This window comes from Salinicola sp. CPA57 (assembly GCF_003206035.1).
GTDB lineage: Bacteria > Pseudomonadota > Gammaproteobacteria > Pseudomonadales > Halomonadaceae > Salinicola > Salinicola socius.
Map to the genome: position 1 here is coordinate 731,059 of NZ_PZJR01000003.1, position 22,183 is coordinate 753,241.

Sequence of the window (22,183 nt, forward strand, 5' to 3'; positions counted from 1 at the left end):
ACATTCTCGATGGCGTTTTCGACGCCGGCGCTAGCCCAGTCGGCGATCCTCGAGGGCGAGCGCTTTCATCCCCAGGTCGGCGAGCATGCCATGGTGGCGACCAGCCATTACCTGGCTTCGCAGATCGCTCACGACGTGCTCGCAGGTGGCGGCAATGCCGTCGATGCCGCCGTTACCGCCGGGTTCGCGCTGGCGGTGACACAGCCCCGCTCGGGCAATATCGGTGGCGGCGGCTTCATGCTGATTTCGGACGAAAGAAGCAACAAGGTCATCGCCATCGACTATCGCGAAAAGGCACCCGCCGCGGCCTACGAAACCATGTTCCAGAACGAACAGGGCGAGGCCGTCTCCGAGCTTTCGCGCGACACCCACAACGCGTCCGGCGTGCCCGGCACCGTCGCCGGCCTGGCCATGGCTCTCGATCAGTACGGCACCTTGAGTCTGGCCGAATCGTTGGCGCCTGCGATCAAACTGGCCGACGACGGCTTCATCATTCCGCCGCGATTCGCCGAAGGACTCGAGCAGTCCCGGCAGCGGCTCATGCAGTGGGACTCCACCCGCAAGGTGTTCTACAAGCCGGACGGTTCGCTCTATCGTGCCGGCGAGCGATTCCGCCAGCCCGATCTGGCCGCGACGCTCAGGCGCATCGCCGAAAATGGCCCCCGTGAATTCTACGAAGGCGAGACGGCGCGCTTGATCACGGCGGAAATGCGGCAGCACGGTGGCCTGATGACGGCGAAGGATCTGGACGATTACCAGCCGACGGTTCGCGAGCCGGTACATGGCACCTATCGCGGCTACGACATCTATGCCATGAGCCCGCCCTCTTCCGGCGGCGCGCATATCGTGCAGATGCTCAATATCCTCGAGGGTTACGACATCCATGCCATGGGCTTCAATTCGGCGCGGACGATCCATGTGATGAGCGAGGCGATGAAGCGCGCTTATGCCGACCGGGCCGAGTATCTCGGCGATACCGATTTCGTCGATGTGCCGCTGAAGGGCATCACGTCGAAGGCTTACGCCGACGAACTGCGAGCGCAGATCGATCTCGACCGCGCAACGCCGAGCAAGGAAATCGCCGCCGGTCAGCCGCTGCCTTATGAATCCAACGAGACCACGCATTTCTCGATCGCCGACGATAGCGGTCTGGCCGTCTCCAATACCTACACCATCAATTTCAGCTACGGCTCGGGTATCGTCGTCGACGGCGCCGGCTTTCTGCTCAACAACGAAATGGACGATTTCTCGGCCAAGCCCGGTACGCCCAACGCTTACGGTCTGATCGGCGGCGAAGCCAACAAGATCGAACCGGAGAAGCGCATGCTCTCCTCGATGACACCGACCATCGTCAAGAAGGATGGCAAGAACTTCCTGGTGACCGGCAGCCCGGGCGGTTCACGCATTATCACCACCACGCTCCAGGTCGTGATGAACGTGATCGACCATGGCATGAATATCCAGAGCGCGGTCAGCGCCCCCCGAATTCACGACCAGTGGCTGCCGGACGAGATCCGTATCGAAGACGGCATCAGCCCGGATACCATCGCCCTGCTCGAGGCCATGGGACACACCGTCAGCCAGCAGCAAGCGATGGGCGCGGCGCAGTCCATTCTGATCGGGGACGACGGCACCTTCACCGGCGGTGCCGATCCGCGACGCTCGACGTCATCGGCCATGGGTCTTTGAATGAGCCTCTGATCCGACGCCTTACCCAAGGTTTGGAGGGGCTGCAACGGTTTCGAGGGGCTGCGGGTCGCTGGCGTCTGATCAGCTTGATGCGGCCGGGAACGTCTCATCCGCAAAGGAGTGCCGATGCCGATCGTCATTATTGCCATCGCCGAATGGTTCGGTACCGCGCTGTGGTTCACGCCCAACGCGGTGATCGACGATCTTCAACAGCTGTGGCAACTCTCTCCCGGCGACCTGGGGTGGCTGACCGGCGCGGTGCAGTTCGGGTTTCTGCTTGGCACGCTCAGTCTCGGTCTCAGCGGTCTTGCCGATCGCACCCGGGCCAGCCGGCTATTCGCGCTGGCATGCCTGATCGGCGCCCTCTCCAACGCTTTGCTGCCTTACGCCAACGGTCTGGGGTCGGCAGTCGGGCTGCGCGTGGTGACCGGGATGTCGCTCGCCGGCATCTACCCCATCGGCATGAAACTGATGGTCGGCTGGGCACCGGGTCGCACCGGGCTGGGCCTGGCATGGCTGGTCGGCATGTTGGTACTGGGCACTGCGATGCCCCATCTGCTGTCCGGCATCGGCTGGAGTGGAGGTGGGCTCGTGGATCAAAGTGGGGGCGAACTCGTGGATCAAAGTGGCCGCGGGCGGGCAGGCGACAGTGACGACTGGCGGCTGACGCTCTGGATCGCCTCGCTGCTGTCGCTGGTGGCCGGCATGGCTGTCTGGCGACTGGGTGATGCCCCGAGCGGGCAGAGGACATCTGCCACTACGTCATCGCGCCTGGCCGGCCTGGGGGCGTTCCGGATCGCCGATTTCCGCCGTGCGGCCGGCGCCTACTTCGGCCACATGTGGGAGCTCTACACCCTCTGGACGCTCATTCCTCTGCTGCTGATAGCCGTAGACCCGACGATCTCCTCGAGAACGCTGGCGATGACATCGTTCGCCCTGATCGCGATCGGCGCCCCTGGCTGCTGGTTCGGCGGCTGGATGAGTCAGCACATCGGCAGCCGCCGAGTCGCCGCGGCGGGGCTGGCTGGCTCGGCGCTCTGCTGCCTGTCGTACCCATGGCTGGCGCCTCACATCGGCTACGCCACGCTGGTCGGTTTTCTGGGCCTGTGGAGCCTGCTCGCCGTGATCGATTCCCCGCAGTTCTCGGCGCTCTCCGCCAATGCCTGCCCAGCCACGTTGGTCGGTAGCGCGCTGACACTGCAGAACGCCATCGGCTTCGCCATCTCGGCCGCCTCGATTGCCCTGCTGGTGCCGGCGCTCCCCACATGGGAGGCGACGATTGCCTGGTGGCTGCTGCCCGGGCCGCTGCTGGGTCTGGTCGGATTGAAGCGAATCGGCAAGCCATCCCGAGTGGCGCAAAGCTGCGCTTGATGAGAGGCGGCTTACCGAAGCGACGAGGCTTATGGAATTCCTACGCACGAATATAATAAAAGGTTCTATTAAAACAAATTGTCATTCCATTCAGATTTACCTAGCCTTGCCATCATCGCCAATCATTCGCAGGGAACTGACATGTTCGGGTTTTCCAGACCTCGCTCGCTATTCGCCGCCTCCACCGTCGGCCTGGCCTTGACGCTGGGTGCTCTGTCGCCTGCGCAGGCGCAAGACGAGCCGCGTGAACTCCTCAACTCTTCCTACGATATCGCCCGAGAGCTGTTTGCCGCGGTCAACCCGAAATTCATCGACTGGTGGCAGGCCCAGCACGACGAGACCGTCAGCGTGCAGCAGTCCCATGGTGGCTCCTCGACCCAGGCACGCTCGATCATGCAGGGACTGCGTGCCGACGTGGTGACCTTCAACCAGGTCACCGATGTCAACGTGCTCGCCGACGCCGGCCTGGTCGCCGAGGATTGGCAGGATCGATACCCGAACCACGCTTCGCCCTACTACTCCACCACCGCGTTCCTGGTGCGCAAGGGCAACCCCAAGCAGATCGAGAACTGGGACGATCTGGCCCGCGACGACGTCTCGCTGGTGTTCCCCAACCCCAAGACCTCGGGCAACGGACGCTATACCTATCTGGCGGCCTGGGGTTACGCCGATCAGGCCTTCGACGGCGACAAGGCGAAGATCGAGGAGTACATGAAGACGTTCCTCGGCAACGTCGAGGTGTTCGACACCGGCGGCCGCGGGGCGACGACGACCTTCGTCGAGCGCGGGATCGGCGATGTGCTGATCACGTTCGAGTCCGAGGTCAACAACATCCGCAACGAATACGGCAAGGACGACTACGAGGTGGTGGTACCGCCGGTCAGCATTCTGGCCGAGTTCCCGGTGGCCGTGGTCGACGAGTACGCCGAGCGTAACGGCAACGAGGATCTGGCCAACGGCTATCTCGACTACCTCTATACCGAGGAAGCGCAGCGCCTGCTGGCCGGGTTCAACTATCGGGTCAACGACGAGAAGGTTGCCGCCGAATTCAGTGACCAGTTCCCGCAGACCGAACTGCTGAGGGTCGAAGATGTCTTCGGCGGCTGGCCGGAAGCGATGAAAACGCACTTCGCCAGCGGCGGAGAACTGGATCAACTTCAGCGCCGATGATCGCCCAGGCTCTCACGCGACGTCGCGAACGCCGAGTACTGCCGGGTTTCGGTCTGTCTCTCGGCGTCTCGCTGACGTTCGTCTCGCTGGTGCTGCTGCTGCCCCTGACCAGCCTGGTCGGGCAGCTTTCGCAGTTGAGCTGGTCGCAGTACTGGTTTCTGATCACCGATCCCCGCCTGCTGGCCAGCTACACGGTCACACTCCTCGCCGCCGCGGTGGCCGCCCTGTTCAATGCGGTCTTCGGGCTGCTGATGGCATGGGTGCTGGTGCGCTACGAGTTCCCCGGCAAGCGTCTGGTGGATGCGCTGATGGATCTGCCCTTCGCCCTGCCCACGGCGGTCGCCGGCATCACGCTGGCGACGCTCTACTCCAGCAACGGCTGGATCGGCCGGCTGCTGGAGCCGCTGGGCATTTCGGTCTCCTACACCTGGATCGGCATCGCCCTGGCGATGGCCTTTACCAGCATCCCGTTCGTGGTCCGTACCGTGCAGCCGGTGCTGGAAGACCTGCCTGCCGAAGTGGACGAAGCCGCGATGACCCTCGGCGCCAGCGATGGCCTAGCGTTTCGCCGGGTGATTCTGCCCTACCTGTGGCCGGCGCTGGTGACGGGTACCGGCCTCGCCTTCGTACGCTCGCTGGGGGAATTCGGCGCGGTGATCTTCATCGCCGGCGGCAAACCCTACGAGACCGAAATCACCTCGCTGATGATCTTCGTCAAGCTGCAGGAGTACGACTACGCCGGCGCTTCGGCGGTCGCCTCGATCGTGCTCGCGACCTCGCTTGCCCTACTGCTCGCGATCAACCTGTGGCAGGGACGTTTCATCAAGCGACTGCATGGAGGGCGCGGCTGATGATCCGAATCGGTGATGCACCGAGTGTCCGCCGCCTGTTGATCGGCATCGCCCTGACGCTGACGGCACTGTTCCTGCTGCTGCCCTTGGTGGCAATCTTCGCCCAGGCGTTGATGAGCGGCATCGATGTCTACTGGCAGAATCTGAGCGACACCTACACCCTGGCTGCGATCGGCCTGACGCTGCTGGTCGCGGTGATCACGGTGCCGGTCAATCTGATCTTCGGGGTGTTTCTGGCCTGGCTGGTGACTCGCTTCGCGTTCCCGGGGCGACGCCTGCTGCAGACGCTGATCGATATCCCGTTTGCCGTATCGCCCGTCGTCGCCGGCCTGGTCTACCTGCTGCTCTACGGACGCAATGGCTGGCTCGGCGGCTGGCTCGACGCCCACGATATCCAGATCATGTTCGCCTGGCCGGGGATCGTGCTGGTGACGGTGTTCGTCACCTGCCCGTTCGTCGCCCGTGAACTGATTCCGCTGATGCAGGCCCAGGGTTCGCGTGAAGAGGAAGCCGCGGTGACGCTCGGTGCCTCCGGCTGGACGATCTTCCGTCGCGTCACACTGCCGAACATTCGCCACGCGCTGCTCTACGGCGTGATCCTGACCAATGCCCGCGCGGTCGGCGAGTTCGGTGCCGTCTCGGTGGTCGCCGGGGCGATCCGCGGCCAGACCAACACCCTGCCGCTGCAGGTCGAACAGCTCTATCAGGACTACAACACCGTCGGTGCCTTCACCAGCGCCTCGCTGCTCGCGCTACTGGCACTCCTGACGCTGGCCGCAAAGGCCGCACTCGAATGGCGCGCCGCGCGCCGGGAGACCGCGACATGAGTATTCGCCTCTCGCAGATCGACAAGACCTATGACAATAAGGGCCGTGGTTCCAAGGGCCATGGTCATAAGGACGACGGCCGCACCCGCGCCCTCGAGCCCATCGATCTCGACATCCACGATGGCGAGCTGATCGGGCTGCTCGGCCCGTCCGGCTCCGGCAAGACCACGCTGCTGCGCATCGTGGCCGGGCTGGAGCAGGCCGACGGCGGAACGATCCACTTCGGCGAGCGCGAGGTGACCCACGTTCACGTGCGCGATCGGCGCATCGGTTTCGTGTTCCAGCACTATGCGCTGTTCCGCCACATGAGCGTGTTCGACAACGTCGCCTTCGGCCTCACCGCCATGCCGCGTTCGCAGCGGCCCTCGAGCGGGGAGATCCGCACCCGGGTGATGCAGCTGCTCGAGATGGTCCGGCTTCAGGACTTCGCCGAACGTTTCCCCGCCCAGCTCTCCGGCGGTCAACAGCAGCGCGTGTCGCTGGCCCGCGCCCTGGCCCTGAAGCCGGACGTGCTGCTGCTCGACGAGCCGTTCGGTGCGCTCGACGCCAAGGTCCGCCAGGAGCTGCGACGCTGGCTGCGCCATCTCCATGAGGAGCTTCATTTCACCAGCCTGTTCGTGACTCACGATCAGGAAGAGGCGCTGGAACTGTCGGATCGCGTGGTGGTGATGAGCAATGGTCGGGTAGAGCAGATCGCGACGCCGGATACGCTCTATCGCCAGCCTGCCAACCGCTTCGTGTTCGAGTTCCTGGGCGACGTCAACCGGCTCGAGGGCGATATCGAAGACGAAGTGCTGACCTGCGGCAATGCACGCGTGGCGGTGCCCGGCGTCGAAGATGGTCGCCGGGAACTGCTGCTGCGCCCCCACGAGATTCGCCTGGACGACCAGCCAGGGCCCCGTGCCCATCTTCCGGTCAGCGTTACCGCGGTGGTGCCGGTGGGCGCCGAGGTCCGTATCGAACTGGAGGCCGATTGGCTCGGCGAACCGTGGCTGGCAACGATCAGTCATGCGGACTTCGAGCGTCTGGCGATCACCCGCGGCAAGCGGCTCTACGCGCAACCCAGCCGCCTGCACCGCTTCGATACGCCGCGCCCGCAGACGCTGGCGCCGCTGTCGATTTCCTGATGACGGTCTGGCGCTCTGGCCAAAGCTTCATCCGCATTCCGGAAACGACCGGGCAGTGTCTATAATGGACCCGTACGCTCCCACGATTCGAGAGGTTCACTGTTATGCGTCAATGGTTTGCACTCAAGTGTACAGCCACATTGCTGTTGCTCGGTCTGCTGACGGCCTGCGCTCAGAGCCCGCAGATTCTGTCCGTTAGCCCCAAGGTCAGCGGCGGCTTCCCGCACGCCGGCAACGGTCAGTCCGTATCGCTGGAGATCGTCGACGGTCGCAAGAGTAGCGTCATCGGCACGCGATCCGGCACGGCATCGGCAACCTCGACGATTACCGTCGAGGCGAATGACGTGATCCCCAAGATTCGCGCGCAGGCGGAGAATGCCCTTCGCAGTATGGGATTCAACCCGACCAGCCAGAGCGGCAACGGGCCCTCGCTGACCCTGACCCTGGCCGAGGTGGATTACATGCGTGGCACTGCCGAGCAGCCGTTGCTGGGTGCCTCGCAGCTGCAAGCGATCATTCAGGCCGAGGCCGCCAACGGTGGCGATACCTACACCGGGCGCTATACCGCCAAGCGTTCGCAGAGCTACGCGCTCAAGCCGGACTGGGACACCAACAACCGCATGGTCAGTGAACTGCTGAGCAACGCGCTGGATCGCACGTTCCGCGATCAGCAGCTGGCCAATCTGCTGGCGCGCTGACTGCCCTGGAAACGCGCTTCAGCGAAGACGACGAACCGACGGAAACGACGAACCGCCNNGGCGGTTCGTCGTTTTGGCACTTCAACGGTTGGCGCATCAACATCAGTTAGATCGCGGGGCCCCTTCTCGTCAGCTCCCAGACACTTTCGACCAGCCCCTCTTCGGCGGCGGATACGTCGTGCAGACTCAGTTCGAAATTGGGTGCCATCAACGCCTCCACCTCCTCATGACTCACGCTGAACGGCGGGCCACGCTCGGGATCCTGGTGGGTCAACGTCACCAGCAGGCCTCGCGTGCCCGGCAACAGCAGCTGCGCCAGATGATGGGCGTAGCGCTGACGCGTCGCCGGCGGTAGCGCGATGAGGGCGGCACGATCATAGAAGCCGGCGAGCTCCGCTGCCTGATCCACCTGGAAATGGAAGAAGTCGCCACACCACAACTCGACACTGCCCTGGCGAGTGCATTCGAAGCCCGATTGACGATAGCGCAGCGCCGGCTGATCGAGCTGCGCGACGAACTGGTCCACGGCCAGCGGCGACAATTCGACACCCAGCACCGGATGGCCGCGCCCGGCCAGCCAGCGCATGTCACGACTCTTGCCACACAGCGGCACCAGAATCTTGGCACCGGCCTCGATCTCGAGCCGCTGCCAGTGGGCCGGCAACGCCGGATGGGCCGCCTCGCGATGAAAGCCGATGCGCCCCTGCTGCCAGCGCTGCAGCCAGTCGGTCGTGGTCATGACGCTTCTCGGAGACTCAGAACCAGCGGTCACGCTTGCGCCGACGACGTGGCAGATGCGGCACGATCAGCCCGACGATCAGGCCCGCGGCAGCGACCCCGCCGCCATACATGAAATAGCGCATCAGCAGATCTTCTTCCTGGGTGTCCAGACGCGCCTGCATCTCACGCATCTTGCTCTCCGCCTGCGAATAGGCCTGGTTGAGCTGATTGTTGGTGGCCTGGAGATCGTCGGCCTGAGCCTGACGGCTCTCGAGCTCGCTGCGCATATCGGCGACACGCTGATTCCACTCGTCATCGATACCGTTGAGACGCGTGGTCAACTGATCGACCTTCTTCTGCAATGCCGGCAGCTGCTGCTGGGCGCTGGGCTCATCCTGGACGAACTGGGACTGGACCCACACCTCGTCGCCTTCGGGGCCGCGGACCTGGGTGTAGTCGCCCTGGGTCTGCAGCACCGTGACCGGGTCACCGCTGGTGAGGGTGCCGACGATGCGATAACCGTCGGTCGGGCCGCTGCGCACGAACGTGGTCAACGAATCACTGATCCAGTGACCATCCTGAGCCACGGCGGAAGCGGAAAACAGAGCCGCGCTCAGGGCGCAACCCACTACTGCATTTCGAATTTTCAACATATCGTCGTGATCTTAAGTGGCTGGTCGATAACGGTTGGGTAACGCTGTTCACGTAACGATGGATTGGGCGACGATGAGACCGGCCTCGCTTCCTGCGAAGCCGGTGAATCAATCATCCACACTTTCTGTGGATAACCGTTTGGACAACCTGCGTAGCGATCGTGCCATCCGCCGGCTGCCTCGGCATTGACGACAAATTGGTGAAAATCTAACCAACGCGAGGTATCCGGGATCCGCCTTTCCAGGCTCGATCCGTGGAACTCTGTCGTCTCAGCCATCATCCCGGGGCGGCCAGGCCATCGGGCGCGGGAACTCGGTGACATTGCCCTCCGCCTTGACCGCCTTTGCCACGCCACCGCGTTCGACCTCGTCGATACGCACGATGGCACTGTAGGGAATATAACTGCGATTGACGCCATCGAACGTCCGTCTAAGCTTCTCGGCACCGGGATCGACGACCACCTTGGACTGATCCTCGAACACGAACGCTTCGACTTCGATGAAGCCCCACAGATCGCTTTGAAAGATCTCTCTGGCGTAGAGTTCCCAGACTTCGCCCTGATTGTGGAACACTACCCGATAGATCGGCTTGCTGGGCATAAATGAACGGCTCTCTCGATATCATCGCCATATCGTCGGGCGACTCACCCGTGATCCTGGCGCGGCAAATAGGCGCAAGGTTACCACAGCCACCGCGCCATGCGAGCAGCGCGGGTTGGCTGTATCGTGCCATCCCCCGTATAATGCCGCGTTTTCGAGATGGCTTTAACGGCGCACTCTCCGCCTCAGCCGCTTTCTGTTTCCATCTTCTCTTTTCTCCACGGGGCATCGGTGACGCGCGCATGGTCGCAGCAACGCAATCTATGACGAAAAAGCTCTTCATCAAGACCCACGGCTGTCAGATGAACGAGTACGACTCCGGCCGTATCGCGGATCTGCTCGGTGAATCTCATCGTCTGGAACTGACCGACAACGAGAGTGAAGCCGATGTCATCCTGCTCAATACCTGCTCGATTCGCGAGAAGGCGCAGGAAAAGGTGTTTCACCAGCTCGGCCGTTGGAAAAAGCTGAAGGCCGCGAAACCGGATCTGGTCATCGGCGTCGGCGGCTGCGTCGCCAGCCAGGAAGGCGAGAACATCCGCAAGCGCGCGCCTCACGTCGATATGGTGTTCGGCCCGCAGACCCTGCACCGACTCCCCACCATGCTGGACGCCCGCAGCAAGAGCGCGTCACCGATCCAGACGGTGGATGTGACGTTCCCCGAGATCGAGAAGTTCGACCATCTGCCCAAGCCCAAATCCGATGGCGCGACCGCGTTCGTCTCGGTGATGGAGGGCTGTTCCAAGTACTGCACTTTCTGCGTCGTGCCCTACACCCGGGGCGAAGAGGTGTCGCGACCTTTCGAATCGGTGATGGAAGAGATCGTGCATCTGGCCGAACAGGGCGTGCGCGAGATCAACCTGCTGGGCCAGAACGTCAACGCGTATCGCGGTCTGGACGAGAGCGGGGATGAGATCGATCTGGCGGAACTGATCGCTTGCGTGGCGGCTGTAGACGGTATCGATCGCATCCGCTTCACCACCTCGCATCCGGTCGAGTTCACCGACAGCCTGATCGAAGCCTATGGCGAGATACCCGAGCTGGTCAGCCACCTGCATCTGCCGGTCCAGTCCGGCTCGGACCGCATCCTAGCCGCCATGAAGCGTGGCCATGGCCGCGACATGTACATCGACAAGCTCGAGCGCATCCGCGCCCTGCGTCCGGACATCAGCTTCTCCTCGGACTTCATCATCGGTTTTCCCGGGGAGACCGACGCCGACTTCGAAGACACCATGGACCTGATCCAGCGCATCGGCTTCGACGCTTCTTTCAGCTTCATCTATTCGAAGCGCCCCGGCACGCCGGCCTCCAGCCTGCCGGACGACATCTCGGCAGAGACCAAGAAGCAGCGCCTGGCCCTCCTGCAGGATCGACTCAATCAACAGACGCTGCAGATCAGCCGCCGCATGGTGGGGAATCGGGAGCGGATTCTGGTCACCGGATTTTCGCCCAGGGATCCGGCGCAGCTGTCCGGGCGGACCGAAAACAACCGCGTGGTCAATTTCCGGGCCGACGATCCGACCTCGCTGATCGGCTATTTCGTCGACGTCACCATCACCGAAGCGCTACCCAATTCGCTGCGCGGCGAACTGATATCCGCCGAGCGCCATTGAGTTAGCCTCGATCGACCTCATCTAAGGTCGATGCATCGCTTCCTGCCGGACACGAACAGGATTAATCCTGATCATTGCTCCGGCAGGAAGCGGCGCAGTAAGCTGGTGACAGCTTTTCAAGATCGCATCTTTTTCCAAATCAACTTATTTCAACCGAACGGATCTCTTTGCGTTGACCCAAGACCAACAGTCTGACAATCGCGTCGTGTCTCTGACACTCGAACCCAACGACCCCATGCGGCTGGCCAATCTCTGCGGTCAACGCGACGAACACCTGAAGCTGGTCGAGGCGCGCCTGGACGTCACGCTGCGCAATCGTGGCAATGTCTTCCAGATGGCCGGGCCGGACGCCAGCGTCAAGGCGGCGGCGAACGTGCTCGAGCATCTCTACCGCGAAACCGAAGCCGACGAGCTGACCCCGGACACGGTGCATCTCTATCTGCAGGAGTCGGGCGTCGAGGCGCTGGAGGAGGAGACCGGCGACATCGAAGCTGGCGGTCTGCTCATCCGGACCCCGCGAACGCTGGTCAAACCCCGGGGTTTCAATCAGCAGGGGTATGTCGCCAGCATTCGTCGCCACGACATCAATTTCGGTATCGGCCCCGCGGGCACCGGCAAGACGTATCTGGCGGTGGCGGCGGCGGTCGAAGCGCTCAATCGCCAGGAAGTCAGACGTATTCTGCTGGTGCGTCCGGCGGTAGAGGCTGGCGAGAAGCTCGGCTTCCTGCCGGGCGATCTGGCGCAGAAGATCGATCCCTACCTGCGCCCGCTTTATGACGCCCTCTACGAAATGCTGGGCTTCGAGCACGTCAACAAGTTGATCGAGCGACAGATCATCGAGATCGCGCCGCTGGCCTACATGCGTGGCCGAACGCTCAACAATGCGTTCATCATTCTCGACGAGAGCCAGAACACCACCCGCGAGCAGATGAAAATGTTTCTGACCCGGATCGGCTTCGGTTCGACCGCCGTGATCACCGGCGATGCGACCCAGGTCGACCTGCCGCGAGGCTCGAGTTCGGGACTGATCCACGTGCTCGAGGTGCTGCGCGATACCGCGGGCATCGGGATCACGCAGTTCGCGCCCAAGGACGTCGTTCGGCATCCGCTGGTGCAGCGCATCATCGAAGCCTACGACATTCACGAGGCGACCGAGGAAGGCGCCCAGCGTCAACGCCGGGAAGATCGTCGCCAGGCGCGGCTCGATGCCGAACCCCATCGGGACCGCGACGACTCATGAGCCCCGAGATCGATCGCCAGGTCGTCATCAGCGCCGCGGCCGAAGTCGCGCTGCCAACGCGGGCGGACCTGGAAGCCTGGGTCGGCGCGGTGCTCGAGCGTGAAGGTGACGCACGTCATGAATTGACGATCCGCTTCGTCGAGCGCGAAGAGAGTCGACGGCTCAACCGCGATTATCGCGGCAAGGACAAGCCGACCAACGTGCTCTCCTTTCCGTTCGAGACGCCGCCCGGGCTCGAGCTGCCCCTGCTCGGTGACCTGGTGATCTGTCACGACATCGTGGTGGATGAAGCACGGGAACAGCGCAAGTCGACCCACGATCACTACGCCCATCTGGTAATACACGGCTGCTTGCATTTACTCGGCTATAACCATATAGATGATCAGGAAGCCGAGCAGATGGAGTCGCTGGAAAGAACCCTGCTCACTCAATTTGGCATTGCGGACCCGTATCGCCTGGTCGACCCGGAATCCGATGCCTAGACCTCGACGCGAAGCGCCAATACTCAGCACCATGCCGACACCGACCCGATCTTCCCGCCTGATGTGGGAAGGATCCAGCGAGACCCCTGGCTTGCCGGCCGAACCGCCCGACGAGCCTCCGCCTGGCCGCCTCCGGATCGCGGACGGCCCCCTTTGGATAACGATCATCGATTCAGCACGCGCCACCACCGGGCGCGCGCCGAGTTCGGCGTGGCCATGCTTTCGTTTGCTACGCCCCCGCAGTATCGTTTCCCCTTTCCGTGCGTCATCCGAGGACAAGAGACCACAGTCATGAGCGAAGACCGATCGAGTAGCCAGAGCAGTCGTTCCTGGCTTGAAAAACTCATCAGTACCTTCTCTAGCGATTTCGATGAACCCAGCTCCCGCGAGGAGCTACTCACCTTCCTGCGCGAGGCCGGCCCTCGGCTCAATCTCGATCAGGATGCGCTGACCATCATCGAAGGCGCGTTCCAGATCAGCGATCAGCAGGTGCGCGAGGTGATGATTCCCCGCTCCCAGGTCACCGCCATCAGCGTGGCGCAGCGCCCGGAAGATTGCCTGCCGATCATTCTGGAGACCGCCCACTCGCGCTACCCGGTCATCGACGACAACCTCGATGACGTGCTGGGCATCCTGCTGGTCAAGGATCTGCTGCCGCTGCTCAAGGACAATACCGATGAGCGCGAGACGTTCGAACTGCGCGAGGTGCTGCGTCCGGCGATGTTCGTTCCCGAGTCCAAGCGCCTCAACAGTCTGCTCAAGGAGTTTCGCGATACGCATAACCACATGGCGATCGTGGTCGACGAGTATGGAGGGACCGCCGGTATCGTCACCATCGAGGATATCCTCGAGCAGATCGTCGGCGATATCGAAGACGAGCATGATACCGACGAGGAAGAGGACATTCGCAACATGGGCGACGGCACTTACGCCGTACGGGCGCTGACGCCGATCGAGGATTTCAACGAACACTTCGATACCGAATTCTCCGACGACGAGTTCGACACCGTCGGCGGCCTGATCATGCAACGTTTCGGCCATCTACCCGGCCGCAACGAGTATACCGATCTCGGCCAATGGCGCTTCACCGTGCTCAACGCCGACAATCGCCGCATTCGTCTGCTGCAGGCCAAACCGGTACCGGCCGAGGTCGAAACGGAGTCGCCACGACGCATCGAGAGCTGATCCCCTGACGATGCTTCCCCCGCGCTGGTGCCATGACACCAGCGCATTCCCGCGGCAACTTTGATATAAGGGCACTTTTCGCAAGGAGTGCCCCTGACATGCCGCAAGCCAAGCCGTTGATTTCCGACCGCCGACCCTGGCCGGGTTATCTCGCTGCACTGCTCGCCGGCGGGTTCTCCACGCTCACCTTCGCCCCCTTCCACTTATGGTGGCTGGGTCCGATCGCCGTGGCCCTGATGTATCTCGGCCACCACCGATTGAGCGTCGGTCAGACTGCCCTGCGCGGATGGCTGTTCGGGGTCGGGCTTTTCGGCAGCGGCACGTCCTGGGTCTACGTCTCGATCCACGACTACGGTTACACCGGCGTGCCGCTGGCACTGTTCCTGACCGCGCTGTTCGTCGGCACGCTGTCCCTGTTTCCCGCGCTGGTTTTCGGCCTCTACCGACGATTCACTTCACCGCGCCTGGCGTTTCTCAGCTTCGCTGGCGTGTGGGTGCTGGGTGAGGCTCTTCGCAGCTGGGCATTCACCGGTTTTCCCTGGCTGCTGCTGGGCAGCGCGCAGGTCGACTCGCCGCTGGCACCCTGGGCGCCGATCGGCGGCGTCTACCTGCTGTCATTGATCGTCGCGCTCAGCGGCACGCTTCTGGTCGAATTCTGTCGTCGACGCTGGTGGGCCATCGCCCCCATCGCCCTGCTGTGGCTGGTGCCGCTGGCCCTGCCCAACCACTGGACGACGCAGGCTGCCGATCCAGTGCGCATGGCACTGCTGCAAGGCAACCTGCCCCAGCTCTCCAAATGGAGCGCCGAGGGGCAGCGCAACGCCGTCAACACCTACAGCCGGATGACGCGTCAACTGCCCGACGACGTCGACGTCATCGTGTGGCCGGAAACCGCGCTGCCGATGTTCGAGAGAGAGGCTCGACCGTTCATGGCGCGCCTGCAGTCGACGCTGCCTCCGGAGACGTCGCTGCTGACCGGTATCGTCCAGCGTGACGAAGCCGGACGCTACTACAACGCGATTACCGGCGTCGGCGATGTTCGCGGCGAGTACCGCAAGAGTCATCTGGTGCCATTCGGCGAATTCCTGCCGCTGGATTTCCTGCTGCGCGGGATCATCGACTTCTTCAACCTGCCGATGTCTGACTTTACTGCCGGTGCCGACTCCCAGCCGCCAATCCTGACCCATGGCATCGCCATCGGCAGCGCCATCTGCTACGAGATCGTCTATCCCGACCTGGTTGCCGAGCGCGCCCGCGACGCCAATGTGCTGCTGACGGTTTCCAACGACACCTGGTTCGGTCGCTCGATCGGGCCGCTGCAGCATCTGCAGATGGCCCGGTTACGCGCCCTCGAAAATGGACGCTACGTCGTTCGTGCCACCAGCAACGGCGTCACCGCGATCATCGACGATCAAGGACGGCTGCAGGAACGGGGCCCACAGTTCGAGACCGTCAGCGTCGTCGGCGACGTCGTGCCGATGACCGGGCTGACGCCGTTCACGCGCATCGGCAGCTGGCCGACCTGGCTGCTGTCGTTGTTGCTGCTGGCCCCGGCGGTGGTGAGAAAGGCCCATCGGTCTCGATAAGCGACCGCTCCACGCCGCCACACCCCAGGCCATCGAGCGCCTGAGGCGTGGCCGCCTCCTCTGGGGCGACCGACGAATTCCGGATATGCGACGCGCGTTTATCGATTGGTTCCAAGCCAGCGTGCGGGACTTGCCTCCAGACAACCGATAGCGTTGGATGGAGGTCTTCATTTCCGGTCATCGAGCGTGTCATGACACTGCCACTGGTCTCCCCCGACGATATCCGCAGCGCCTTCTCGCAAGCCATGTCCGACATGTATCGCCAGGAGGTGCCGCAATATGGCGATCTGCTCGAGCTGGTCGCCAATATCAACCGCGCCACGCTCGAGGCGGATCCGGCGCTGGCCGACCGGTTGAGCGCCCACGACGAGACGTCGCGTCTGGACGTCGAACGCCACGGCGCGATTCGCGTCGGCACCACCGAAGAGCTGTCGATGCTGAGACGCGTCTTTGCGCTGATGGGCATGTTTCCGGTGAGCTATTACGATCTGTCGGAGGCTGGCGTTCCCGTTCACTCCACCGCCTTTCGACCGATCGATGAAAACTCGCTCAAGCGCAACCCGTTCCGAGTGTTCACCTCGCTGCTACGTCTGGAGCTGATCGAGGAAGACGCCTTGCGCCGCCAGGCAGCTGCCATTCTGGCCGAGCGCGATATCTTCACGTCCGGTGCGAGAGCGCTGGTCGCGATCGGCGAGCGTCAGGGCGGTTTCGATAGCGACCAGGCCGAGCGGTTCGTGACCGAAATTCTGGAAACCTTCCGCTGGCATCGCGACGCAACCGTCGATCACGAAACCTACCAGGCGCTGCACGACGCGCACCGCCTCGTGGCGGACGTGGTCTGCTTCCGCGGCCCGCATATCAACCATCTCACCCCGCGTACGCTGGATATCGACGCGGCTCAGGCCGCAATGCCCGACTACGGCATCACGCCCAAGGCGGTCATCGAAGGGCCGCCCCGACGCGAATGGCCTATCCTGCTGCGCCAGACCAGTTTCAAGGCGCTGGAAGAATCCGTGCGCTTCGCCGACAGCGACGGCGGCACTCACACCGCCCGTTTCGGCGAGATCGAGCAGCGTGGCGTCGCGCTGACAGCCAAGGGACGAGCGCTGTACGACGAGCTACTGACCCGATCCCGTCAGGCGCCGACCGCCAGCGACAACCTCTCCCATCAGCGCCAGCTGAGCGAGTGTTTCGCCGCGTTTCCCGACGACCTGCCAACGCTTCGACGTGAGGCGCTCGCCTATTTCCGCTATCGGATCAGCGAGAACGGTCGTCAGCGGCTGGCCGGCGGGGCGACGGCCCCGGCCTCGCTCGACGATGCCATGGAGGCTGGCTGGATCGATGCCACGCCGATCACCTACGAGGATTTTCTGCCGGTCAGCGCCGCAGGCATCTTCCAGTCGAACCTCGGCGATGCCCAGCACCAAGCCTATGCCAGCGAGTCCAACCAGGGCGCTTTCGAACTCGCCCTCGGCCGGCCGGTCCATGACGAATTCGAGCTGTACAGCCGACTGCAGGAAGATTCGCTGACGCGAGTGCGTCAGCAATTGGGGCTCGATGGCTGAACGAAGCCACCGTATCGATTCGTTGAAAGTCGCGGCCAGAACAGTTGTCGTCGCCTGAATGGCGATAGCCCATCGCCCGTCACCATAGTCTGAGAGCTTCCCTCTCGAAAACCCATGGAGACAGGCAATGGCTTCGGTCAACAATAACAATGCGACCGCTTCGGCCCCGAGTGATGTCGATCTTCCGACGTTACGCAAGGTGATCGCGGCTTCGGCGATCGGGAACTTCGTCGAGTGGTTCGATTTCGCCGTCTACGGCTTTCTGGCCGTGATCCTCTCGCAGCATTTCTTTCCTCCGGGCGACGATTCACTGGCGTTGCTGCAGACGTTTGCGGTATTCGCGGTCTCGTTTGCCCTTCGCCCGCTGGGCGGCGTTTTCTTCGGCATGCTCGGCGACAGAATCGGGCGCAAGCGCGTACTGGCGATCACCGTGCTGCTGATGGCCGGCGCGACGACACTGATCGGCGTGCTGCCGACCTATGCCAGCGTCGGACTGTTCGCGCCGCTGGCGCTGGCGCTCGCCCGTTGCGTTCAGGGCTTCTCCGCTGGCGGTGAGTATGCCGGCGCCTGCGCCTTCGTGATGGAACACGCGCCAACCCGCCGCAAGGCCCGCTACGGGAGTTTCGTCCCGGTTTCGACCTTTCTGGCTTTCGCCACCGCGGCGGCACTGACTTTCATCATCAGCGCCCTGCTGACCGACGAGGCGTTGAATGCCTGGGGCTGGCGGATCCCCTTTCTGGTCGCTGCACCATTGGGGCTGGTCGGCCTTTACATGCGCCTGCGTCTGGACGAGTCTCCCGCCTTCCGGGCCTTGAAGGCGCAACATGCCGTGCCGCAGGCACCGCTGAAGGAAACTGTCCGTCTGCACGCTGCAACCATCGTCAGTCTTAGCGCGTTCATTTCGGTCACGGCACTGTCGTTCTACATGTTTACCACCTACTTCACGACCATGAAAGGTGAAGTGTCGTTAACCAATAGAACGATGGGAACGAACACGCATGTCACTGAGCGCAAACGATTTCGATATCACAATAACTGATCCAGCCTTACGCCTGCTGTCTGCTGGAAGGTCGCTTTATCTCGCGACAGAGGTTGCTATCACTGAGCGTGAGACGCTACACACTGCGATAGCAAACTATGAACTGAAAATCACGGTCATCGGCGATGACTATCTAATTGATTTTGTTAGGAAACCATCGATACGAATCGCTAGCCCTTCTATCTTTCAGAAATTCGAGGACATCAAAAACGATCTAGGTCGGATAGTTTGGGATCAATTTTGTATTGAGAATCAGCAACTTGTCGACGAAAAACTAGGCCGTTAACCCTACCCTCTTCCACGAATTGTCAGCCTCTCGATATACTGTATGTATGAACAGTGCTTGAGAGGCTGCTATGCACGCACCGAAAAAAGATGTTGCCCCGCGATGGGGGGATCTTCATCAGAAAGCGCAAAAATGGAAACGACGCTTGCAGGCTCATGGCTGGATCGATGCTCGCCAACGTCTACCGCCGCCCGGCGTTATGATCGAGTATCATGCTAGCTACAGGTTCAAAATCTATAACGGTCGGTGTGTGCTGAACGATCAGCCATTCGGTGATATCCACCGTGCGGGGACGCATACATTCTTTTTGTTGAATCGAGATAATGGCAATATAAACGCTGTCGTCTGGCGTGTGTACATTCTCCACGCTGATAGAATGCTGCATAGAAATTAAAAAAGATATTTAGGGGAACATGGGTGAATAAGCAAGATAGATTGATACCAAGACCGATAACGATTTTTATTTCCTGCGTAGTAGGTTTGTGCATCTTCATAATGTACCAATATGTTAGAAACGTGGGTACCGGCTATTCAAGCGAATCGAGCAACTGGGGCGATTTTGGTTCACTCTTATCTGGAACTTTTGGGCTACTAGCATCATTCTCAGCAGTTGCTACTTTACTAGTGGTACTAGCACAATTTAAAAAACAAAACACGCTAATCGAGAAACAACTCGAAAGCATAGAATTTGAGAGGTACGACAAACACCGTCGTATATTTTTTGAAAAACTAGAGTCAATTGAAAGAATCCATCATCAAACAATACGCTTTAAGAACAAAGAAGAGCTTTATCAGCTTTTATTTCCGTTTAATTCGCCTGAACGCTGCTTAACAAGAATCGTTGAACAAACGATTCCAATTATGAAAGGCAAAGGCTTTCCAAACCTAAGAATGACAATGATAAGCATCAGCACAATAATCGATGTAAAGCAAGATGGGCTGTCGAAAAAAGAGTTATTGCTAATTCTTGACGCGGGTGAACTACTACAACTTGAATCACTAGCAGAAAAAAGATTTGGTGACATTAGTTATAAAAACAGCAAAACAATTTTCAACGCATATGATTTAAAAACAGGATTAGAAATTCTCGAACATACGTATATAACGGTATTGAGCTACGGCAACATGAAAACTCAACCGTGTATTTGCAACAAAATAAAACAACCTCAATTGCTTAAGGGTATGATAAACGCTATTCACGACGGTAGAGGCGATAATCTTCTGGAAATCAAGGTTGAACGGGAAACTATCATTTCAACTGTATACGAGAAACTTGGAAACATATTGCACAAGTTAATCAAACTCGGAAAAGCAACAGATGACATTTTCCAACTATCAATGATAATCGACAGCGTATTTACAGATGTGATAGCAAAGGCTCATTACGTAGATGATCCAACAGGTTTGACAGAGATAATAGAAATGATTGACGAGGTTCTAAAAGAGGATGTACTACTAGAAGCCGAGTTAAAAAAAATCAGACTTTATAAGAAAATATTGACAGACAGGCGAAATAGACTGGAGAGTTAATATGTTCTCTACAATAATATCAGCTCTAATTGGCGCTATCGTGGCGATGTTGGGGACATTGATATCATTTGAATATAGACAACATAGACTTAAGAAACTCGAGATGTATGAAAGCACGATGAGAAATTTTGGAAAACTGAAAACAAAGGTTGTTAAGTTAAGACAACGCCAAATCGAAGATGAGTTAAAATTTAACAACACATCGGCGACTACAGAACTGAAAGAAATAATTGAAGCGTCAGAGCAAATTATAATAGATCTAACAACGGCCAAGCTATACATCTCAACGAAATCAGAAAGTATAATAGAAATAGCAAATAACAATATACTGACGCACGCTTACGGAGCACGTGCGCATTTGTCGCTGCCTCATGCGACTGAAAATGCATACGAGATTATTATAGACGCAGTGAATAGAATTGATATTGAAATCACTAGCTTTGAAACTGAGATTGAAAAATCGATGCATAGTGACCTCAGTCTAATACCAAAGACGAAAGACACAACAAAAAAAGTATTGCCTTAAAACTCCCAGCTAATGCTTTCCAATTCTTCTAATGACTGAGCGTCAAGAATCCGGCGCTCTACTCTTTGTCTATATCCAGTCTTTATCTGAAACTCTGAGAATCTATCTACGTTAGCTAGTACTTTAGCAACGAGATCATCTAACGTTTCAGTACCGTCATCACCGTTACGCCCTTCTAAAATTTTGTTCAAAATTGGCGTATCAGTATTTTTATCTAGAACATATGCTTCAGCTTCTAGCTGCTGTTGAGAGAATGTTAGACGCTCATTTTCAGGATAGTTTCTCAGTAATTCATTAGCTGCATTATCATAATCAATACCTAGAGATGCGATCAGTGTACGTTTCGTAGCTCGCACTTGATCAACGCCAGCATTGATTAATTCAAGTTTATCTTGTGCCTCTTCTATCCATCCTCCGTTAACCCACCGGGGTTTAATACACGGTTGAGGCGGCCGGTGAGCTATAACATTTTCGGGAACTGATTCATTATCACTAATTATCACGTCACCCAGAAAATACCCATCATTATCTATTTCAAATAATATTTTCATCGATTAAATCTCCGCAACAAATGAAATGCCCGCTAGGCTGACCCAACCAACGTTAGTAGGATCTTCGCGCCACGCACCGGGGCCGGGTCCGACTGTACCGCTAGGATAGACGTTGATACGTCCGATATTGACTGATGATGCTCCTTGGTCACAGAATGCGCCAAATATTTGACTTCCAGCGGGTCGAAATCCGGCTGGTAGTGTAAATATGTCGGAAAGGTGCCAATCAGTGAACGTTCTTAACAATCCTTTTAAATGAACATAACCCATCGCATCACGTCGATACTGAACAGAGTCATATGAAGACCCGTATGTAGTCCAGCCATCTAATAGTGTCGGTGTAATCCATCCCGTTTCTTGACTCGTATTGTAGAACTTATGCCAAGCAGACCATTCATCGTTATAGTAATAGCGATAATATATTTCATTCATATTGGCTGGAAAATAGAGCACAGTTACTGATTCAGTATCGTAACGAGTGAACAGTATAGTACCGCCACGACCATTATAAGGTCTGTCACCTGTCTGTGATGTGACTCTATAAATCCCGGCAGGTATTGAAACGGGATCATCATTCATCGATGCGGGCGGATATTCAGGCTGATCCTGACCGCCAAGGCCAGCAGCGTCTAATATAGAGCGGACGCTGACATCAAAATCAATTTTATTGCGTAGTATTGATGCTGTACCGACCGGTGCAGCTGAGAGTGTATCAAATAGAGCTATATCACCAAGATTCCCAGACGTTGAAATATCAACCCCAGCTTTCAGTAAATCTACTAATTCATGCGCTCTAGACTCTACTTGGCCCAGCCAGTCATTTGCATCTTGAACATTAATTGTATCTGCCATTTTTATTATTATTCCTTATTAT

21 protein-coding genes are annotated in these 22,183 nt (G+C 59.2%); 16 read left to right on the plus strand and 5 right to left on the minus strand.

Annotation, left to right across the window (positions count from 1 at the left end; all coding sequences use genetic code 11):
* The first annotated feature begins 9 nt into the window (after positions 1 to 9).
* The 7 genes from ggt (at position 10) to DOM36_RS05660 (ending at position 7,733) form a co-directional block, all read left to right on the plus strand.
* Positions 10 to 1,689, plus strand: coding sequence for a gamma-glutamyltransferase (gene ggt, locus DOM36_RS05630; RefSeq protein WP_198651218.1), 1,680 nt, complete (start codon positions 10 to 12; stop codon positions 1,687 to 1,689).
* Positions 1,690 to 1,815: 126 nt separating this feature from the next.
* Entirely contained in the window at positions 1,816 to 3,060 is a 1,245-nt protein-coding gene (locus DOM36_RS05635; protein WP_198651200.1) for an MFS transporter, read from the plus strand.
* 141 nt (positions 3,061 to 3,201) lie between these two features.
* Positions 3,202 to 4,230 (plus strand): thiosulfate ABC transporter substrate-binding protein CysP, encoded by a 1,029-nt coding sequence (cysP, locus tag DOM36_RS05640; protein WP_075571115.1) that lies wholly within the window; start codon positions 3,202 to 3,204, stop codon positions 4,228 to 4,230.
* Positions 4,227 to 5,081: a sulfate/thiosulfate ABC transporter permease CysT gene (gene cysT / locus DOM36_RS05645; protein ID WP_075571114.1), complete on the plus strand. Its 855-nt coding sequence runs from the start codon at positions 4,227 to 4,229 to the stop codon at positions 5,079 to 5,081. Before cysP ends, cysT begins: the two co-directional genes overlap by 4 nt.
* The gene (gene cysW, locus DOM36_RS05650) at positions 5,081 to 5,908 is read left to right on the plus strand and encodes a sulfate ABC transporter permease subunit CysW (protein ID WP_110641755.1); all 828 of its coding nucleotides are present in this window, start codon (positions 5,081 to 5,083) and stop codon (positions 5,906 to 5,908) included. The genes cysT and cysW overlap by 1 nt, the downstream gene beginning before the upstream one ends.
* On the plus strand, positions 5,905 to 7,035 hold the full coding sequence (locus DOM36_RS05655; RefSeq protein ID WP_110641757.1) for a TOBE-like domain-containing protein: 1,131 nt from the start codon (positions 5,905 to 5,907) through the stop codon (positions 7,033 to 7,035). Before cysW ends, DOM36_RS05655 begins: the two co-directional genes overlap by 4 nt.
* Before the next feature lie 104 nt (positions 7,036 to 7,139).
* Entirely contained in the window at positions 7,140 to 7,733 is a 594-nt protein-coding gene (locus DOM36_RS05660; RefSeq protein ID WP_110641759.1) for a YajG family lipoprotein, read from the plus strand.
* Positions 7,734 to 7,839: 106 nt separating this feature from the next.
* Here the strand turns inward: DOM36_RS05660 and DOM36_RS05665 are convergent, their stop codons facing one another.
* The 3 genes from DOM36_RS05665 to DOM36_RS05675 all read right to left on the minus strand — a co-directional run bounded on the left by DOM36_RS05665 (position 7,840) and on the right by DOM36_RS05675 (position 9,706).
* Positions 7,840 to 8,472, minus strand: coding sequence for a thiopurine S-methyltransferase (locus tag DOM36_RS05665; RefSeq protein ID WP_110641761.1), 633 nt, complete (start codon positions 8,470 to 8,472; stop codon positions 7,840 to 7,842).
* A gap of 16 nt (positions 8,473 to 8,488) precedes the next feature.
* Positions 8,489 to 9,106 carry a TIGR04211 family SH3 domain-containing protein gene (locus tag DOM36_RS05670; protein WP_075569321.1) on the minus strand — a complete coding sequence of 206 codons (618 nt, stop codon included), beginning with the start codon at positions 9,104 to 9,106 and terminating at the stop codon, positions 8,489 to 8,491.
* Between the two features lie 270 nt (positions 9,107 to 9,376).
* Positions 9,377 to 9,706 carry a DUF1820 family protein gene (locus tag DOM36_RS05675; protein WP_075569322.1) on the minus strand — a complete coding sequence of 110 codons (330 nt, stop codon included), beginning with the start codon at positions 9,704 to 9,706 and terminating at the stop codon, positions 9,377 to 9,379.
* A gap of 263 nt (positions 9,707 to 9,969) precedes the next feature.
* Here DOM36_RS05675 and miaB point away from each other — a divergent pair, with 263 nt between their 5' ends.
* From miaB to DOM36_RS05720, 9 genes are all read left to right on the plus strand, one after another.
* A complete protein-coding gene (gene miaB / locus DOM36_RS05680; RefSeq protein ID WP_110641764.1) occupies positions 9,970 to 11,319 on the plus strand; it encodes a tRNA (N6-isopentenyl adenosine(37)-C2)-methylthiotransferase MiaB in 1,350 nt (449 codons plus the stop codon).
* Between the two features lie 235 nt (positions 11,320 to 11,554).
* The gene (locus DOM36_RS05685) at positions 11,555 to 12,559 is read left to right on the plus strand and encodes a PhoH family protein (protein WP_083941596.1); all 1,005 of its coding nucleotides are present in this window, start codon (positions 11,555 to 11,557) and stop codon (positions 12,557 to 12,559) included.
* Positions 12,556 to 13,041: an rRNA maturation RNase YbeY gene (gene ybeY, locus DOM36_RS05690; protein WP_110641765.1), complete on the plus strand. Its 486-nt coding sequence runs from the start codon at positions 12,556 to 12,558 to the stop codon at positions 13,039 to 13,041. The genes DOM36_RS05685 and ybeY overlap by 4 nt, the downstream gene beginning before the upstream one ends.
* A gap of 291 nt (positions 13,042 to 13,332) precedes the next feature.
* Complete coding sequence (locus tag DOM36_RS05695) at positions 13,333 to 14,226, plus strand: transporter associated domain-containing protein (RefSeq protein WP_075569326.1); 894 nt, start codon at positions 13,333 to 13,335, stop codon at positions 14,224 to 14,226.
* A gap of 98 nt (positions 14,227 to 14,324) precedes the next feature.
* Positions 14,325 to 15,812: an apolipoprotein N-acyltransferase gene (gene lnt / locus DOM36_RS05700; protein ID WP_110641768.1), complete on the plus strand. Its 1,488-nt coding sequence runs from the start codon at positions 14,325 to 14,327 to the stop codon at positions 15,810 to 15,812.
* 191 nt (positions 15,813 to 16,003) lie between these two features.
* Complete coding sequence (locus DOM36_RS05705; RefSeq protein ID WP_110641770.1) at positions 16,004 to 17,377, plus strand: VOC family protein; 1,374 nt, start codon at positions 16,004 to 16,006, stop codon at positions 17,375 to 17,377.
* A 127-nt stretch (positions 17,378 to 17,504) separates the two neighbouring features.
* Complete coding sequence (locus tag DOM36_RS05710) at positions 17,505 to 18,416, plus strand: MFS transporter (protein WP_110641772.1); 912 nt, start codon at positions 17,505 to 17,507, stop codon at positions 18,414 to 18,416.
* A 703-nt stretch (positions 18,417 to 19,119) separates the two neighbouring features.
* Positions 19,120 to 20,232, plus strand: coding sequence for a hypothetical protein (locus tag DOM36_RS19970; protein WP_157958562.1), 1,113 nt, complete (start codon positions 19,120 to 19,122; stop codon positions 20,230 to 20,232).
* Position 20,233: 1 nt separating this feature from the next.
* A complete protein-coding gene (locus DOM36_RS05720) occupies positions 20,234 to 20,758 on the plus strand; it encodes a hypothetical protein (protein WP_110641776.1) in 525 nt (174 codons plus the stop codon).
* On the opposite strand, the gene DOM36_RS19975 is transcribed toward DOM36_RS05720, so the two are convergent.
* Complete coding sequence (locus DOM36_RS19975) at positions 20,755 to 21,309, minus strand: hypothetical protein (protein WP_157958563.1); 555 nt, start codon at positions 21,307 to 21,309, stop codon at positions 20,755 to 20,757. The genes DOM36_RS05720 and DOM36_RS19975 overlap by 4 nt on opposite strands.
* A gap of 3 nt (positions 21,310 to 21,312) precedes the next feature.
* Positions 21,313 to 22,161 (minus strand): pyocin knob domain-containing protein, encoded by an 849-nt coding sequence (locus DOM36_RS19980; protein WP_157958564.1) that lies wholly within the window; start codon positions 22,159 to 22,161, stop codon positions 21,313 to 21,315.
* Positions 22,162 to 22,183 lie beyond the last annotated feature (22 nt).

Excerpts from the sequence above, each read along its gene's own strand:
- DOM36_RS05635 (WP_198651200.1), top strand. The coding sequence starts at position 1,816 with ATGCCGATCGTCATTATTGCCATCGCCGAATGGTTCGGTACCGCGCTG.
- DOM36_RS05665 (WP_110641761.1), bottom strand. The coding sequence starts at position 8,472 with ATGACCACGACCGACTGGCTGCAGCGCTGGCAGCAGGGGCGCATCGGC.
- cysT (WP_075571114.1), top strand. The coding sequence starts at position 4,227 with ATGATCGCCCAGGCTCTCACGCGACGTCGCGAACGCCGAGTACTGCCG.
- DOM36_RS05710 (WP_110641772.1), top strand. The coding sequence starts at position 17,505 with ATGGCTTCGGTCAACAATAACAATGCGACCGCTTCGGCCCCGAGTGAT.
- DOM36_RS05670 (WP_075569321.1), bottom strand. The coding sequence starts at position 9,106 with ATGTTGAAAATTCGAAATGCAGTAGTGGGTTGCGCCCTGAGCGCGGCT.
- miaB (WP_110641764.1), top strand. The coding sequence starts at position 9,970 with ATGACGAAAAAGCTCTTCATCAAGACCCACGGCTGTCAGATGAACGAG.
- DOM36_RS05660 (WP_110641759.1), top strand. The coding sequence starts at position 7,140 with ATGCGTCAATGGTTTGCACTCAAGTGTACAGCCACATTGCTGTTGCTC.
- lnt (WP_110641768.1), top strand. The coding sequence starts at position 14,325 with ATGCCGCAAGCCAAGCCGTTGATTTCCGACCGCCGACCCTGGCCGGGT.
- ggt (WP_198651218.1), top strand. The coding sequence starts at position 10 with ATGGCGTTTTCGACGCCGGCGCTAGCCCAGTCGGCGATCCTCGAGGGC.
- DOM36_RS19980 (WP_157958564.1), bottom strand. The coding sequence starts at position 22,161 with ATGGCAGATACAATTAATGTTCAAGATGCAAATGACTGGCTGGGCCAA.
- DOM36_RS05655 (WP_110641757.1), top strand. The coding sequence starts at position 5,905 with ATGAGTATTCGCCTCTCGCAGATCGACAAGACCTATGACAATAAGGGC.
- DOM36_RS05705 (WP_110641770.1), top strand. The coding sequence starts at position 16,004 with ATGACACTGCCACTGGTCTCCCCCGACGATATCCGCAGCGCCTTCTCG.
- DOM36_RS05675 (WP_075569322.1), bottom strand. The coding sequence starts at position 9,706 with ATGCCCAGCAAGCCGATCTATCGGGTAGTGTTCCACAATCAGGGCGAA.
- cysP (WP_075571115.1), top strand. The coding sequence starts at position 3,202 with ATGTTCGGGTTTTCCAGACCTCGCTCGCTATTCGCCGCCTCCACCGTC.
- cysW (WP_110641755.1), top strand. The coding sequence starts at position 5,081 with ATGATCCGAATCGGTGATGCACCGAGTGTCCGCCGCCTGTTGATCGGC.
- DOM36_RS05695 (WP_075569326.1), top strand. The coding sequence starts at position 13,333 with ATGAGCGAAGACCGATCGAGTAGCCAGAGCAGTCGTTCCTGGCTTGAA.
- ybeY (WP_110641765.1), top strand. The coding sequence starts at position 12,556 with ATGAGCCCCGAGATCGATCGCCAGGTCGTCATCAGCGCCGCGGCCGAA.
- DOM36_RS05685 (WP_083941596.1), top strand. The coding sequence starts at position 11,555 with ATGCGGCTGGCCAATCTCTGCGGTCAACGCGACGAACACCTGAAGCTG.
- DOM36_RS05720 (WP_110641776.1), top strand. The coding sequence starts at position 20,234 with ATGTTCTCTACAATAATATCAGCTCTAATTGGCGCTATCGTGGCGATG.
- DOM36_RS19975 (WP_157958563.1), bottom strand. The coding sequence starts at position 21,309 with ATGAAAATATTATTTGAAATAGATAATGATGGGTATTTTCTGGGTGAC.